The following is a 15,619-nucleotide window of genomic DNA, read 5'->3' on the forward strand; positions in this document are numbered from 1 at the left end:
CTGGTTCCTTATTCCCCTTCGACCCGCATGATGCTGGCCACGTCCCGCACGCTGTCCAGCGCGCGGAGCTTGTCGACCGTCGCCGACAGCGCGGCGTCGGTGGCACGGTGGGTGACCACGACGAGCGAGGCGTCGCCGTCGCGGCCCTGCTGGCGCACGGTGTCGATGGACACGCCGTGCTCGGCGAAGACGGACGCGACCTGCGCGAGCACGCCCGCGCGGTCGTCCACGTCCAGGCTGACGTGGTAGCGGGTGACGACCTCGTCCATCGGCTTGGCGGGCAGCCGCGTGTACACCGAGTCACCGGGGCCGGTCGCGCCGGCGAGCTTGTTGCGGCAGACCGCGACCAGGTCGCCGAGCACCGCGGAGGCGGTCGGCGAGCCGCCCGCGCCGGGGCCGTAGAACATCAGCCGGCCGGCCGCCTCGGCCTCGACGAACACCGCGTTGTACGCCTCGCGGACGGAGGCCAGCGGGTGCGACAGCGGGATCATCGCCGGGTGGACGCGCGCGGTGACGGACTCGCCGTCCGCGGCCCGCTCGCAGATCGCGAGCAGCTTGACCACGCAGCCCATCTCCTTGGCGGAGGCGATGTCGGCCGCGGTCACCTCGGTGATGCCCTCGCGGTAGACGTCCGCCGCGGTGACCTTGGTGTGGAAGGCGATGCCGGCCAGGATCGCGGCCTTGGCGGCGGCGTCGAAGCCCTCGACGTCGGCCGTCGGGTCGGCCTCGGCGTAGCCCAGCGCGGTGGCCTCCTCCAGCGCCTCCGAGTAGCCGGCGCCGGTGGTGTCCATCTTGTCGAGGATGAAGTTGGTGGTGCCGTTGACGATGCCCAGCACCCGGTTGACCTTGTCGCCCGCGAGGGACTCGCGCAGCGGGCGCAGCAGCGGGATCGCGCCCGCCACCGCGGCCTCGTAGTACAGGTCCACGCCGGCCTCGGCGGCCGCGGCGTGCAGTTCGGTGCCGTCCTTGGCGAGCAGCGCCTTGTTGGCGCTGACCACCGAGGCGCCCTGCCGGAAGGCGGACAGGATCAGCGATTTGGACGGCTCGATGCCGCCCACCACCTCGACCACCACGTCGATGTCGCCCCGGTTGACCAGGGCCTCGGCGTCGGTGGTGATCAGGTGCTCGGGGACGCCCGGGCGGGTCCGCCCGGCGCGGCGGACCGCGATCCCGGCCAGCTCGACCGGAGCACCGATGCGAGCGGCGAGGTCGTCGGCCGTCGTCGTCATGATGCGCGCCACCTCGGAGCCCACCACACCACAACCCAGCAACGCCACCTTCAGCGGGCGCGTACGCATCATCCGACTCCGCTCTGCATTCATCTGCTTCGGTAATTTCCGGCGGGTTTTCCTGGACCGCCGGGAACTTCGGTCCGTACCAGTCTCCGGGACTTTCCGTACGGATCTACGGTCGTTCCATGATCTGAGACAAGGATTTCGTCATCCGATATCCAGACGCAGGAGATCCTCCTCCGTCTCGCGCCGGACGATCACCCGCGCCGCACCGTCCTTGACGGCGAGCACGGGGGGCTTGAGGGCGTGGTTGTAATTGCTCGCCATCGAACGGCAGTAGGCGCCGGTGGCGGGCACCGCGATCAGGTCGCCCGCGGCCAGGTCGGCCGGCAGGAAGGCGTCCCGGACGACGATGTCGCCGGACTCGCAGTGCTTGCCGACCACCCGCACCAGCATCGGTTCGGCGTCGCTGGTGCGCGACACCAGGGCCACCGAGTACTCGGCGTCGTACAGCGCGGTGCGGATGTTGTCGGACATCCCGCCGTCCACGCTGACGTAGGTGCGCAGGCCCTCCAGCGGCTTGACGGTGCCGACCTCGTACAGCGTGAACGCCGTCGGGCCGACGATCGCCCGGCCCGGCTCCACGCTCAGCCGGGGGGTGTCCAGGTTCGCGGCGGCGCACTCGCGGCGGACGATGTCGGCCAGCGCGGCCGCGATCTCGGCCGGCTCGCGCGGGTCGTCCTCGCTGGTGTACGCGATGCCGAGGCCACCGCCGAGATCGATCTCGGGCAGCTCGACGCCGTGCTCGTCGCGGATCCCGGCCAGCAGGCCGACCACCCGGCGGGCGGCCACCTCGAAGCCGGCCATGTCGAAGATCTGCGAGCCGATGTGCGAGTGGATGCCGCGCAGCTCCAGGCTGTCGTGGCCGAGCACCCGGCGCACCGCCTCGGCGGCCGCGCCGCCGGTCAACGACAGCCCGAACTTCTGGTCCTCGTGCGCGGTGGCGATGAACTCGTGGGTGTGCGCCTCGACGCCGACGGTGATCCGGATCAGCACCGGCTGGCGCACGCCCTGGCGGGCGGCGATCGCGGCCAGGCGCTCGATCTCCTCGTAGGAGTCGACCACGATGTGCCCGACGCCGGTCTTCACGGCGTTCTCCAGCTCGTCCGCCGACTTGTTGTTGCCGTGCAGCGCGATCCGCTGCGGCGGCATCCCGGCGGCCAGCGCGACCGCCAGCTCGCCCGGGCTGCACACGTCGAGGTTGAGGCCCTCCTCGTGCAGCCAGCGCACGACGGCCTTGGAGAGGAACGCCTTCCCGGCGTAGTAGACGTCCGCCTCGGTGCCGAAGGCGTCCCGCCAGGCGCGCGCCCGGGAGCGGAAGTCCTCCTCGTCCAGCACGTAGGCGGGGGTGCCGAACTCGGCGGCCAGCCGCTTGACGTCGACGCCGCCGACGGTGGCCACGCCCTCGGCGTTCCGGGCGACGGTGCGCGACCAGACCTTGGGGTCGAGCGCGTTCAGGTCGGCGGGCGGGGCCTGGTAGTGGCCCTCGGGCAGGACGTCACCGTGGCGGGGACCTGCCGGGTGTGCGGAACGGCTCATGCTGTTTCGTCCTTCGAGACCTATGGCGAGGGGCGGCGACGGTCCCCGTTGACCGTCAGCCGCCCCCGCTGTGCGCTTGGGGGTGGTGCCTACATCCGCTCGGGCGCCGTCACGCCCAGGAGCGTGAGCCCGTTGGCGAGCACGGTGCGCGTCGCCTCGACCAGCCAGAGGCGGGCACGGTGCGTGTCGCTGAGCTCCTCGTCGCCCTTGGGCAGGAACATGCAGTTCTCGTACAGGCGGTGGTACTTGCCCGCGAGGTCCTCCAGGTAGCGCGCGACCCGGTGCGGCTCGCGCAGCTCGCCGGCCGTGGCCAGCACACGCGGGAACTCGGCGAGGTGGCCGAGCACGTCGGACTCCCACTCGGTGGCGAGCAGCTCGGGCTTGAACTGCTCGGCCGTGCCCTTGTCCACGCCCAGCTCGGCGGCCTTGCGCGCGACGCCGCACATCCGGGTGTGCGCGTACTGGACGTAGAAGACCGGGTTCTCGTTGGTCTGGCTGGTCAGCAGGTTGATGTCCAGCGTGATCGTCGAGTCCGTGGAGGAGCGCGCCAGGGTGTAGCGGGCGGCGTCCACGCCGATCCACTCGACCACGTCGTCGATCGTGATGATGTTGCCGGCCCGCTTGGACATGCGGACCTCTTCGCCGTCGCGAAGCATCTTCACGAACTGGCCGATCTTCACCTCGATGTTGTGGTCCATGTCGTCGCCCGCGCAGGCCGAGATGGCCCTGAGGCGGTTGACGTAGCCGTGGTGGTCGGCGCCCAGCATGTAGAGCGCGACCTCGGCGCCGCGGTCCCGCTTGGACAGGTAGTACGCGGCGTCGGCGGCGAAGTAGGTCTTGTCGCCGTCGGCCTTGATCAGGACGCGGTCCTTGTCGTCGCCGAACTCGGTGGTGCGCAGGAAGACCGCGCCGTCCTGCTCGAAGACGTGGCCCTGCTCGCGCAGCCGGTCGATGGCCTTCTCGACCGCGCCGGAGTCGTGCAGCGTCTTCTCCGAGAACCACACGTCGAAGTGGGTGCCGAACTCGTTCATCGAGCGCTGGATCTCGGCGACCATGAGCTTGAGGCCCTCGGTGCGGAAGACCTGGAGCTGCTCGGCCTCGGGCAGGTCGAGCACGCCCGGGACGGCCTCGGTGAGCGCCTTGGCGATGTCGACGATGTACTCGCCGACGTACCCGCCCTCGGGCACCTCGCGGCCGTTCGCGGCGGCCTGCAGCGAGGCGGCGAACTTGGTGATCTGCACACCGGCGTCGTTGAGGTAGTACTCGGTGGTGACGTCGGCGCCGGAGGCCCGCAGCACGCGCGCCATCGAGTCGCCGACGGCGGCCCAGCGGACGCCGCCGATGTGGATCGGGCCGGTCGGGTTGGCGGAGACGAACTCCAGGTTGATCTTCAGGCCCTGGAGGGCGTCGTTGCGGCCGTAGGCCTCGCCCGCCTCGACGATGGTGCGCGCCAGCGCACCGGCGGTGGCGGTGTCCAGGGTGATGTTCAGGAAGCCCGGACCGGCGATGTCGACCTTGGCGACGCCGGTGATCCCTCGCAGGCGCTCGACCAGCAGTTCGGCAACGGCTCGCGGCGGCTTGCCGGCCGCCTTGGCGAGCTGGAGGGCCACGTTGGTCGCGTAGTCGCCGTGGTCCCTGTTCTTGGGCCGGTCGACCGTCACGTGCTCGGGCACGGCGACGGCCAGCTCGCCCGCCTCGACGGCGGAACTCACGGCGGCCTGGATTGCCTGGGAAAGGTCTGCGGGGGTCACGACGCCAAGCGTAGGCGAGACGGGGTGCCCGCCCGCCACTCGGTTTACCGGTTGAGACGCCGGTGCGCCGTCGTTACGGGGCCCCGGCCGCGATCGGTGGGCTCTGTTCGCTCAGGGCGAACGAGGTCGGACCGTTCAGCGCCCGGCCCCGCCGGCCTGCTCGTCGGCCTGCGCCCCGGGCGGCCCGGGGAGTCGCATCAGACGCCGCACCAGGGCCACCAGATCGGCCGGGTCGAAGGGCTTGCCGAGGTAGCCGTCCACCCCGACCGTCTCCCCCAGGTCGAGGTCCGCCGGGGTGCAGGCGCTCACGATCGCGATCGGCAGCCGGCTGGTGTCCGGGGTCGCGCGCAGCCGGGCCGCCGTCCGCAGGCCGTCCAGCCGCGGCATCATCACGTCCAGCGTCACCACGTCGGGCCGCACCCGGCGGATGACCTCCAGGCACTCGGCGCCGTCGGCGGCGGTCACCACCTCGAAGCCTTCGAGCTCAAGGTTGACCCTGATCAGCTGGCGGATCACCTCGCTGTCGTCCACCACGAGGACCCGCCCGGACACTCCCGACACCTCACCGAGGGTATCGGCGGCCCCGGCGCCCCGTCCGGCCTTTGGGCACTTCCGCTCCCCCGCCCGCCCGCGCCGCCCGGCGGGCTTCCGGGAAACCCGTGCACGGACCGCCTCCGAAGCCTGGTAGTGTTCTCCACGTCGGAAGCGCGAGCAGCCGACAGGCCGACAGGCCCCCGTAGCTCAGGGGATAGAGCACCGCCCTCCGGAGGCGGGTGCGTAGGTTCGAATCCTACCGGGGGCACTCACGCAGCGATTGCGAGAGTGTAGCTGCAAGGGTGTCACCAGGGCCCAGATCAGTGGAGTTGATCCACGGATCTGGGTCTTCGTCGTTTTCCGGGCCCGTCGTGTTCCGGACCCGGCACCGCACGGGTGGGGCCCGGGCGCGCGACCGGGCCCCGACGGGCTCAGGCCGCGCCGGTCTCGGCCTGGGCGTACAGCTCCGCGATGGTGTGGTCGAAGTAGGCGCTGTAGGAGATGTCGTCGGTGTCGCCGCCCTGTTGGTAGCCGCCGATCGCGCCGATCACGTCACCGGTGGCGGTGTTGATCCAGGGGCCGCCGCTGGTGCCGGACGGGTAGGCCGGACAGTGCACGACCCGCTGGTAGGCACTCTGCTGCCCGGTGGTGTTGGTGCACAGCAGGGGCGTCTCGGAGTCGGCGGGGTAGCCGTAGAGCCGGACGGTGGCGTCGAACGGCTCGTCGGCGCCCAGCCGGTTGCCGCCGACCACGTCCTCGACGTTGCGGCCGTTGCTGGGGGCGGTCTCCAGGATCGCGAAGTCCTCGTCCACGTCGCCCTTCTGGGACCAGCCGGCGGTGGTGTGGACCGCGGTCACCTGCCAGGTGCCGTACGGGGCGGAGCCGTCGCGGTAGCCGGGGGCGAAGGTGACGCCGTCGGTGCTGCCGAGGCAGTGCGCGGCGGTCAGCAGCAGGTTGCCGGTGACGCTGTGCAGCACGCTGGCGGTGCAGAAGTGGTTGCCGGCCGCCGGGGCGCCGCTGAACAGCGCCCCGACCGTCCCGGTCTCGCGGTCCCCGGCCGGGGCCGGGCCGGTGGTGCCGAGGTCAAGGCCGCGGGCGGGGGCGGGCGTCGCGGTGGCCGGGTCGGCCGTCGCCGGGGCGACGGTCGGGGTCGCGGCCGCGGAGGGCGTGGGGACCGCGACCGGGGTGGCCGCCGCCGGGTCGGTGGCCGGGGCGGGCGCGGCGGCGCGGGTGCTGCGGGCCGCCTTCCCGGCGGCCGTCGCGTCGGACAGGTCCAGCCCGTGCGTCCCGGTCAGGACGGCGGCGACCGCCACCGCGGACAGCGCGGTGAGCAGGGACGGGGCCAGGAGTCCGCGGCGGCGCGACCTCTGGCGGCGGTGCTTGCCCATGCCTGTTTCTCCTGCCGGGGCGATCGGGGACGGCGTTCGGTCGACGACTGTGACGCCTCAGCCTGGAAAGGACGTGACGGGCTCCTTGGAGCTCGATGAGAAACCCGTCGTCCGACCGCGCCCCGCGGCATCACGGGCCGGCGAGCACCGCATCCAGGTCGGCGGCTCCGACGAAGGCGGTGTGCGTCCCGGCGGCGGTGCAGGCGTGGGCCCCGGCCACCGTACCGGCCCGGGCGCAGTCCAGTGGTGAACGGCCCTGGAACCAGGCGTACAGGAAGCCCGTGACGAAGGCGTCCCCGGCGCCGTTGCTGTCCACCACCGGGAGGCCCGGGTCGACGGCCGGCAGGTGGTGCGGCGTGGCGTCGTCCCGCGTCAGCAGGTGGCAGCCCTCGGCACCGTCGGTGGCGACGACCACCCGCGCGCGCCCCTCGGCGAGGATCGCGCGCATCACCTCCTCGTGCCGGCCGCGGCAGCCGGCCGCCGAGAGGAAGACCAGGTCGGAGCCGAGCGCGTAGTCGCGGCGGTACGGGTCGGCGCCGTCCCAGTCGTGCAGGTCGGTGGAGGTGGTGCGGCCGAGGCGGTGCAGGTCGCCGTACATGTCCCGGTTGACGCCGGTGATGGACAGGTGGACGTGCCGGCTGCGCTCGGCGTACGGCAGGTAGAGCTCGCGCGGCAGCCGCAGTTCGGCGGGGTGGCGGGCGTCGAAGAAGGAGAACCGGCGGCCGGCCGCGTCCACCAGGTTGACCCCGCGCGGGGTGCCGTGCGGGCTCACCAGGTGCGCGAAGTGCAGGCCGTGGCGCGCGTAGTGGGCGCGGATCAGGTCGCCCTGGGCGTCGTCGCCGAGGAAGTCGATGAACGCGGTGCGCAGGCCGAGGTGGTGGGCGCCGAGGGCGACGCCGTTGCCGGTGTGGCCGACGTAGTCCCGCACCGGTTCGACGAGTTGCGAGTCGCCCGGCGGGATCTCCAGCCGCTCGACCCGGACGATGGTGTCCACCCCGGCGCCGCCGACGACGAGCAGGTCGAACTCGGGCGGCGTGGTCTCGTTCTCGGACAGCACGGCGGCGCCTCCTTGATCCCTGGACGGTGGCCAGGAGTCAAGCAGGCACCGGAGGTTGACTGCAAGACCTTGCTGCAAATTTCAATCGGTGGGTGGCCGCTCCGCCCGGGCCTGCGCCCGGACCTCGCCCGCGGGCCGGACGTTGGCCCTGACGTCGGCCGCGGCCGCCGCCCGCAGGTCCGTCGGCCGGCCGTCCACCGCGGGCACGGCCTCGGCCGCCGCGTCCGCTCCGGCAGTGGCACCGCCCTCGACGGCGGTCGCCTCACCGGGCGCCGGCCGGTGGTCGATCATCAGCACCGCGACCAGCGCGGCCACCAGCAGGACGCCCGTCGCCACCCAGGTCGCGACGACGTAGCCGTGCACCGCGCCCTGCGCCTGCACCGCCGGATCGGAGGCGACCCGGGTGGCCAGGAAGCTCGCGGTGGCACTCGCGGCGACCGTGTTCAGCAGCGCGGTGCCGACCGAACCGCCCACCTGCTGGGCCGAGTTGATGGTGGCCGAGGCCGCGCCGGCCTCGTTCGGGGCGACCCCGAGGGTGGCCAGGCTGATGGCCGGCATGAACACCATGCCCATGCCGAAGCCGATCAGCAGCTCGGCGGGCAGCACCATGGCGGCCCACGCGCTGTCCACCCGCATCTGGGTCAGCCAGGCCAGGCCGCTCGCGGCGAGCACCAGCCCCGGGCCGATCAGGTACCGGGACGGCACCCTGGTCATCAGCCGGGCCGCGAAGCCCGTCGAAGCCAGCACGATGGCGAACGTCATGGGCAGGAAGGACAGGCCCGACACGATCGGCGAGAAGTGCTTGATGGCCTGGAGGTAGTACGTCAGGAACAGGAACGTGCCGAACATGCCGACCATCGCCAGGCCGATCGAGAGCGCTCCGCCGCCGCGGTTGCGGTCGGCGACGATGTGCAGCGGCAGCAGCGGGTGCGCGGTGCGCCGTTCGACCAGGACGAACCCCGCGAGCAGCGCCACGCCCAGGACCAGCGAGCCGATCACCAGGCTGTCGCTCCAGCCCCTGGTCACGGCCTCGGAGGTGCCGTAGACGATCGCCAGCAGGCCGCCGCAGCCGAGCAGCGCCCCGGGCAGGTCCAGCGGCATCCGGCGGCCCTTCCCGACGTGGTCGCGCTGCAGCACGCTGAACGCCGCGAAGGCGGTGACGATGGCGATCGGCACGTTGACGAACAGGCACCAGCGCCAGTTCAGGTACTCGGTCAGCAGGCCGCCGGCGATGAAGCCGATCGCGGAGCCGCCGCCGGCGATCGCGCCGAAGATGCCGAAGGCCGTACTGCGTTCCCGTGGATCGGAGAAGGTGGTGGAGAGCAGCCCCAGCGCGGAGGGGGCGAGCAGGGCTCCGAACGCGCCCTGGAGGGCACGGGCGCCGAACAGCATCGCCGGGCCGACCGCGGCGCCGCCGAGGGCGGAGGCCAGGGCGAAGCCCAGCAGGCCGACGGTGAAGACGCGCTTGCGGCCGAAGAGGTCGCCCAGCCGGCCGCCGAGCAGCAGCAGACCGCCGAAGGCGAGCGTGTAGGCGGTGATCACCCACTGCCGGTCGGCGTCCGAGATGCCCAGGTCCCGCTGGGCGGACGGCAGTGCGATGTTCACGATGGTGATGTCGAGCACGATCATGAGCTGGGCGGTGGCGATGACGGCCAGCGCCCACCAGCGGCGCCGGTCCGCGTCCTCATGACCGTGACCGGTGGCGGTTTGCACAGTCACTGGTCGAGCCTTCCGGTGTGGGGCGGAGAGGTCACGCAGTCGTCTTCCAGCGAAACTCCGCCCCGGACGGATCGCAAGGAAAAACCTCACCAAATCTGACCTTCAGGACAAAAGAACCAGGCCCCCGGGACTCCGGACCGAGTCCCGGGGGCCTGGTTCCCAGGCCCGCCGCGGCGGTCTGCGCCGCGTCGTGGATCAGAGCGCCGAGAGCTCCTCGAGCAGGTCGTCCAGGCCCAGCGAGCCCTGCGAGAGAGCCGCCATGTGCCAGGCCTTGAGGTCGAACTCCTCGCCGCGCGCCTCGTGCGCCGCCTTCGCCGCCGCCCGTCCGCGCAGCCAGGCACGCTCGCCGAGCTTGTAGCCGATCGCCTGGCCGGGCATGCCCAGGTAGCGGACCAGCTCGCTGTCCAGGAACTCGGCGGACAGGCCGCAGTACAGGCCGAAGAACTCCCGGGCGTTCTCCGGGCCGACCGGCTCGCCCGGCTCGTACGGGGAGTCCGCCGGGAAGTCCAGGCCCACGTGCATGCCGATGTCGATGATGACCCGCAGCGCGCGCATCATCTGCGCGTTGAGGTAGCCCAGGCGGTGGCCCGGGTCGGTGAGGTAGCCGAGCTCGTCCATCAGGCGCTCGGCGTACAGCGCCCAGCCCTCCAGGTTGGCGCTCACCCCGCCGAGGCTCACCTGGTAGGTGGAGAGCCGGTCGGCGACGTAGTTCCACTGCGCGAGCTGGAGGTGGTGGCCCGGCACGCCCTCGTGGTACCAGGTCGAGACCAGGTCCCAGACCGGGAAGCTCTCCCGGCCGACCAGCGGCAGCCAGGTCCGCCCGGGGCGGCTGAAGTCCAGCGAGGGCGCGGTGTAGTACGGCGCGGCGGCGCTGCCGGCCGGGGCGATCTTCGACTCGACCCGGGTGACCGGCTCGGCGAGGTCGAAGTGGGTGCCCTGGAGGTCCCGGACGGCCCGGTCCATCAGGCCCTGGAGGTACTCCCGGGCGGCCTCGGCACCCTCGATGGCCGGACCCTCGGTCTCCAGCCACTGCATCGCCGCCAGCGGGCCCGCGCCCGGCAGGACCTTCTCGGCCTCGACCTCCATCTGCGCCAGCAGGTCGTGGAACTCGCTCCACGCCCAGGCGTAGGCCTCGTCCAGGTCCAGTTCGGCACCCGTCCAGTAGCGCACCCAGCGGACGTAACGCTCCCGGCCCGCGGTGTCCGACGCACCGGCCGCGGCCGGGCCGTACACGTCGCGCAGCCAGTCGCGCAGCTCGGCCAGCGCCTCCTCGGCGGCCACCGCGTGCTTCGACAGTTCGGGGCGCAGGGCCTGCGGCGCGTCCTGGACGAACTGTCCGAACCATCCCGACCGTCGCCCACGGCCCCCCTCGCCCGAGCCGCTGCGCGGCGCACCTCCTTCTGGGACCCGCTCGTCGGCCGGCGCGTCCTCGCCCAGCCACTCGGCGAACTGTCCGAGCACCGTGGCCACCTGGCGCGGGCCGGACAGCAGACCGCGCTCGATGCCCTCGGACAGCGTCCGCCGGTACTGCTCGAACGCCACCGGGATCCTCGCCATCCGGCGGCCGATCACCTCCCACTCGGCCTCGGTGTCGGTGCCCATCAGGGTGAAGGACTCCCGCAGGTCGTGCACCGGGGAGCCGAGGTTGCGCAGCGAGCGGAAGTTCTCCCCCGCCTCGTGGACGGCGAGTTCAGCGGTCAGCCGCTCGCGCAGCAGCCGGGCGCAGCGGCGCTCCGCCTCGTCCTCGGCGGCACCGGAACGCTCGGCCGCGTCGAGCTTCGCCAGGGTGCGGCGGGCGAGGTCGGCATGGGCCTCGGGGCCGGCCGGGGAGAGGTCGGGCAGTCGGTCGTCATCGAGGTTGAGACCGAGGTACACCGCGGTCAGCGGGTCGAGCTCGGCCAGTTCGCGGACGTGGTCGTCGGCGATGCGGCGAGGGGTGGTGCCGTCGGCGGTGATCAGTTCTTCACGCATTCCGACATCATTGCGTGGCGCGACGGCTTTGCAACCCCTTGGCGACCGGGGTTCGCCCGCGAAAAACCGTTCGCCGCCACAGGACCGGATCGGCCCTGCGCCCATTACGCTTGGCCGCCATGGAAGCCAGCCCCACCTCGGCAGGTCAGGCGCCCGTTCCGGCCGCGCCCGAACCGCGCCCGCGCCGCTCCGGCTACCGCCGGCTGCCGGTCCAGCAGCGGCGCGAGCAGCTGATCGCGGTCGCCCTGGAGCTGTTCGCCTCCCGGCCGCCCGAGGAGGTGAGCCTGGACGACGTCGCCGAGGCCGCCGGGGCCTCCCGTCCGCTGGTGTACCGCTACTTCGCGGGCGGCAAGCAGCAGCTGTACGAGGCCGCGCTGCGCACCGCGGCGGACGAGCTGACCGGCCGCTTCGCGGTGCCGGTGCGCGGGAAGCCGTCCGAGCAGCTGTCGACGGTGCTGGACGGCTACTTCGCCTTCGTCGCCGAGCACGACGCGGGCTACTCGGCGCTGCTGCGCGGCGGTTCGGTGGTGGAGACGGCCCGCACCTCGGCGATCGTGGACGACGTCCGGCGGGCGGCGCTGCGGCGCACGCTGCGTCACCTGGGCGTGCGGGAGGCCGGACCGCGGCTGACCCTGCTGGTCCGCTCGTGGATCGCGGTGGTCGAGGGCGCGTCGCTGAGCTGGCTGGACGAGGGCCGGGCGCTGCCGGTGGCGGAGCTGCGCGACTGGCTGGTGGACCAGTTCACCGCGATGGCCGCGGCGACGGCGCTGCACGATCCGCAGACGGCCGAGGTGCTGGCGGGGGTGCTCGCGCTGGAGGGACCGCGGCCGGAACGGGCGGAGCGGCTGCGGGCGGTGCTGGGCGGCGCTTCCTAGCCGCGCGGCCCCGCGGCGCCGTGGCCGTGCGTCGCGACGGCCCTCCCGACCCCCGTGCCAGGGGTCGGGCTCGGCCCGTGCGGCCTACGCCTTGCCGAGCACCTGGCGCTGGCGGCCGAGGCCGTCGATCTCGATCTCGACCACGTCGCCCGGGGCGAGGAACGGCGTGCCGGGGCGGCCCAGGGTGACCCCGGCCGGGGTGCCGGTGATGATCACGTCACCGGGTTCCAGCACCGTGAACCAGCTGGTGTAGCGGACCAGTTCGAGCACCGGGAAGATCATCTCGGCGGTGCTGCCGTGCTGCCGCTGCTCGCCGTTGACCCAGAGCCGCAGGGTCAGCGCCTGCGGGTCGGCCACTTCGTCGGCGGTGACCAGCCAGGGCCCGAGCGGGGTGAAGGTCTCCGCCGACTTGCCCTTGTCCCACTGGCCGCCGCGCTCGAACTGGAAGGCCCGCTCGGTGACGTCGTTGGCGATCGTGTAGCCGGCGATCACCCCGGCCGCCTCGGCGTGCGAGTCCAGGTAGCGGGCGGTGCGGCCGATCACGATCGCCAGCTCGGCCTCGTAGTCGGTCTTCTCGCCGCCGCGCGGCACCAGCACCTCGTCGTACGGGCCGACCACGGTGGAGCTCGGCTTGAGGAAGATCACCGGCTCGGCCGGGATCGCGGCCCCGGCCTCGGCCGCGTGGTCGCGGTAGTTGAGCCCGATGCCGACCACCTTGCCCGGCCGGGCCACCGGGGCACCCACCCGCAGGCCGTCGAGGTCCACCACCGGCAGGACGCCGGCGGCCGCGTCCCGGGCCAGCGCGGCCGGGTCCAGCCCGGCCAGGAAGGCCCCGTCGAGGTCGCGGGCCCGCCCCGAGAGGTCGTACGCGGTGCCGTCCTCGCCCAGGACGACCGGGCGCTCGGCGCCCGCCGGTCCGACGCGCAGGAGCTTCATCGATCCCTCACCAGCCTTTCGTCGCAGCTCACCGGGGCGGCGCGAACGCCGCTCCCGAGTCCGGCAACGAGGTATACCAACGCGTCCGGGCGGCGGACCAGACCGTCCCGATGGGCGAAATGCTCCCGGTTCCGGCCCGGGCCGCGCCCCGGGCTCGGCAGCCCGCACGGTTGACACCCGGCGGGCGACCGGGCCCGGGGCACGCCTCAGTCGCCCCGCGCGGCGCCGAGCAGTGCCCCCAGGCCCAGTGCCCGCGGCCGCCCCGGGCCGAGCCGGGCGGCCTCCCGCTGCCAGTGCGCGAGGTCGCGCCGGGCGTCCGCCCGGGCCTCCGGGGTGGCGCCGGGCGCCTGGGCCAGCTCGTCCAGCAGGGCGACGGCGGCGCCCGGGCTGCCGTCCAGGGCCAGCCAGAGGGCCAGGTCGTGGCAGGTGCGCAGGGTGCGCGGATCGTCCGGGCCGCAGATCCGGGCGAAGTCGGGCACGAGCGCGGTGAGGATCTCCACCGCCTCCGCCGCCTCGCCGGCCTCGCCGTGCCGCCAGGCCCGGTCGGCCCGCCGGCGCAGCTGCTCCGGGCTGGGGTCGTCCGGGCGCAGCATCCCGGGCTGGACGCCGCGCAGCCGCTCCAGCACCTCGGCGGCTCCGGCGGGCCGCTGATCGGGCCGCTTGGCGAGCAGCTCGGCGACCAGCGCGGCCAGCGCCGGGTCCTTGCTGCGCACCCGGGACGGGACCTCCTCCAGGTGCCGGTACATGTACTCGGCGGCCGAGGCGGCGCGGAACGGGCGCGCGCCGGTGCAGATCTCGTACAGCATGACGCCGAGGGCGTAGAGGTCGGCCCGGCCGTCCACCACGCCGCCGGACCAGCACTCGGGCGCCAGGTACGGGACGGTGCCGACCACGTTGCCGGTGGAGGTGAGCCGGACGGTCTGGGTGACCAGCCGGGCGATGCCGAAGTCCAGGACCTTGGCCCGCTCCCCCTCCTGCGCGATCATCACGTTCTCGGGCTTGATGTCCCGGTGGACGATCCCCGAGCGGTGCGCGGCGTCCAGCGCCTTGCAGACGTGCCGCATCCAGCGCAGCGCCTGCTTGTGGTCCGGCCGGCCGTCCTTGAGCACCTCGGACAGCGCCCGGCCGCGGACCAGCTCCATCACCAGGTACGGGATCTTCCCGGAGGAGGTCTCCGTCCACCCGTAGTCGTACACGGTCACGATGTGCGGATTGTTGAGGCCGCCGGCCGTCCGGGCCTCGCGGACGAACCGGCTGACCGCCTCCCGGTCGGTGGCGTGCTCGGCGAGCAGCACCTTGACCGCGACCTCCCGGTCGATGGTCGTGTCGGTCGCCCGCCAGACCACGCCGAACCCGCCCCTGCCCAGCTTCTGCTCCAGCCGGAAGCGACCGCCGAGCACCTCGCCCTTCTCCATGCCCTCCCCCAACTCGACCGCGCCCGCCCGGCGTTCGCCGCCGGGAGGGGTCACCATAGCGGCGGGCGGAGACGTACGGGTGAACGACCCGGGGCCGGCCCCGCTACGGCTTGGGCTTGGGCAGCCCGGGCGGGTTGATCTCCGAGCTCCGCACGGCCTCGGCGTCCAGGCCCCAGCGCTTGAGCACCTGCCCGTACGTGCCGTTGCGGATCACCTCGTCGATCGCCGCGTTCAGTGCCTTGACCAGCCCGTTGTCCTTCCGGGTGGTCGCCGCGATCTTGCCGAGGACGTCCGCGCCGCCGCCCGAGTACGTGCCGACGACCTCGGTCTCGCCGGTCTGCACGGCGTGGAAGGCCAGGCTGGGGTTGGGGCCGGTGTAGACCTCGATCCGGCCGGAGGCGAGCGCCAGGTAGTACTCGGTGCCCTGGAAGTACTTGATGTCGATCGGCTTGAGGCCGTTCCTGACGTTCTCCTCGCTCCAGGAGACCAGCAGCTTCTCCTGGTTGGTGCCGGTGGCGACGCCGACCGGCTTCCCGGCGAGGTCCTTCGGGCCGGTGACCTTGAGGCTGCCGCCCTTCTTCGCCTCGAAGCCCAGGACGTCCAGCCGGTAGGTGGCGAAGTCGTACTTCTCCTTGCGCGCCTCGGTGACGGTGATGTTGGAGATGCCGACGTCGTACTTGCCGCTGTCCAGGCCGACGAAGATGTTCTCCCAGGAGACCGGGTTGTACTCGACCTTGAGGCCCAGCACGTTGCCGATCAGCGCGGCGAGGTCCGGCTCGACGCCGATGATGGTCTTGTCGTCGTTGGCGTAGAAGTCCAGCGGCGGGGTGGTACCGATGGAGTCGACCACGGTCAGCGTCCCCTTCTTCCTGATCTCCTCCGGGACCAGTGCGGCGATCGCGTCGACTTTGGGCGTGGTGACCCGGTTCTGCTCCGGCGACAGGTTCACCACGGTGCCGTCGGGCGCGGTGGTGCCCTTGGCCGCGGCGAGTTCCGACCCCGCGCCCGTGGCGGTGCTGCCGCAGCCGGCCAGGGCGAGGGCGGCGGCGAGCGCGCCGGCGGCGGTCACGAGGGCGCGACGGGGTAGGGACATGGCGGAACTCCTGCTCGGTGAAAGGGAGGTGCGGGACGGGAAGGGGGGG

Annotated in this window: 12 protein-coding genes and 1 tRNA gene; 2 read left to right on the plus strand and 11 right to left on the minus strand. The window is 72.9% G+C overall.

Features of this window, described 5'->3' with window-relative positions; translation table 11 throughout:
* Nucleotides 1-8 precede the first annotated feature (8 nt).
* The 4 genes from ABZ449_RS18980 to ABZ449_RS18995 all read right to left on the minus strand — a co-directional run bounded on the left by ABZ449_RS18980 (nucleotide 9) and on the right by ABZ449_RS18995 (nucleotide 5,134).
* On the minus strand, nucleotides 9-1,301 hold the full coding sequence (locus ABZ449_RS18980) for a homoserine dehydrogenase (RefSeq protein WP_049655891.1): 1,293 nt from the start codon (nucleotides 1,299-1,301) through the stop codon (nucleotides 9-11).
* Between the two features lie 138 nt (nucleotides 1,302-1,439).
* Nucleotides 1,440-2,831, minus strand: coding sequence for a diaminopimelate decarboxylase (lysA, locus tag ABZ449_RS18985; protein WP_360346998.1), 1,392 nt, complete (start codon nucleotides 2,829-2,831; stop codon nucleotides 1,440-1,442).
* 89 nt (nucleotides 2,832-2,920) lie between these two features.
* Entirely contained in the window at nucleotides 2,921-4,582 is a 1,662-nt protein-coding gene (gene argS / locus ABZ449_RS18990; protein WP_360347000.1) for an arginine--tRNA ligase, read from the minus strand.
* A 135-nt stretch (nucleotides 4,583-4,717) separates the two neighbouring features.
* The gene (locus ABZ449_RS18995; protein ID WP_360347058.1) at nucleotides 4,718-5,134 is read right to left on the minus strand and encodes a response regulator; all 417 of its coding nucleotides are present in this window, start codon (nucleotides 5,132-5,134) and stop codon (nucleotides 4,718-4,720) included.
* Between the two features lie 178 nt (nucleotides 5,135-5,312).
* Here ABZ449_RS18995 and ABZ449_RS19000 point away from each other — a divergent pair.
* A tRNA-Arg gene (locus tag ABZ449_RS19000) sits at nucleotides 5,313-5,384 on the plus strand.
* 163 nt (nucleotides 5,385-5,547) lie between these two features.
* On the opposite strand, the gene ABZ449_RS19005 is transcribed toward ABZ449_RS19000, so the two are convergent.
* The 4 genes from ABZ449_RS19005 to ABZ449_RS19020 form a co-directional block, all read right to left on the minus strand.
* The gene (locus ABZ449_RS19005; RefSeq protein WP_360347002.1) at nucleotides 5,548-6,504 is read right to left on the minus strand and encodes a serine protease; all 957 of its coding nucleotides are present in this window, start codon (nucleotides 6,502-6,504) and stop codon (nucleotides 5,548-5,550) included.
* A 130-nt stretch (nucleotides 6,505-6,634) separates the two neighbouring features.
* Nucleotides 6,635-7,561: a carbohydrate kinase family protein gene (locus tag ABZ449_RS19010; RefSeq protein WP_360347004.1), complete on the minus strand. Its 927-nt coding sequence runs from the start codon at nucleotides 7,559-7,561 to the stop codon at nucleotides 6,635-6,637.
* A gap of 81 nt (nucleotides 7,562-7,642) precedes the next feature.
* Nucleotides 7,643-9,280, minus strand: coding sequence for an MFS transporter (locus tag ABZ449_RS19015; RefSeq protein WP_360347006.1), 1,638 nt, complete (start codon nucleotides 9,278-9,280; stop codon nucleotides 7,643-7,645).
* Nucleotides 9,281-9,475: 195 nt separating this feature from the next.
* Nucleotides 9,476-11,251, minus strand: a complete 1,776-nt coding sequence (locus ABZ449_RS19020) for a DUF885 domain-containing protein (protein WP_360347008.1) — start codon at nucleotides 11,249-11,251, stop codon at nucleotides 9,476-9,478.
* A gap of 119 nt (nucleotides 11,252-11,370) precedes the next feature.
* Here ABZ449_RS19020 and ABZ449_RS19025 point away from each other — a divergent pair, with 119 nt between their 5' ends.
* On the plus strand, nucleotides 11,371-12,126 hold the full coding sequence (locus tag ABZ449_RS19025) for a helix-turn-helix domain-containing protein (RefSeq protein WP_360347010.1): 756 nt from the start codon (nucleotides 11,371-11,373) through the stop codon (nucleotides 12,124-12,126).
* Between the two features lie 84 nt (nucleotides 12,127-12,210).
* On the opposite strand, the gene ABZ449_RS19030 is transcribed toward ABZ449_RS19025, so the two are convergent.
* From ABZ449_RS19030 to ABZ449_RS19040, 3 genes are all read right to left on the minus strand, one after another.
* Nucleotides 12,211-13,062 (minus strand): fumarylacetoacetate hydrolase family protein, encoded by an 852-nt coding sequence (locus tag ABZ449_RS19030; protein ID WP_360347012.1) that lies wholly within the window; start codon nucleotides 13,060-13,062, stop codon nucleotides 12,211-12,213.
* Nucleotides 13,063-13,268: 206 nt separating this feature from the next.
* Entirely contained in the window at nucleotides 13,269-14,534 is a 1,266-nt protein-coding gene (locus ABZ449_RS19035) for a serine/threonine-protein kinase (protein WP_360347014.1), read from the minus strand.
* A 46-nt stretch (nucleotides 14,535-14,580) separates the two neighbouring features.
* Nucleotides 14,581-15,570: an ABC transporter substrate-binding protein gene (locus ABZ449_RS19040; RefSeq protein WP_360347016.1), complete on the minus strand. Its 990-nt coding sequence runs from the start codon at nucleotides 15,568-15,570 to the stop codon at nucleotides 14,581-14,583.
* Between the last annotated feature and the right edge of the window lie 49 nt (nucleotides 15,571-15,619).

Source organism: Kitasatospora sp. NPDC005856 (genome assembly GCF_040629945.1).
GTDB lineage: Bacteria > Actinomycetota > Actinomycetes > Streptomycetales > Streptomycetaceae > Kitasatospora.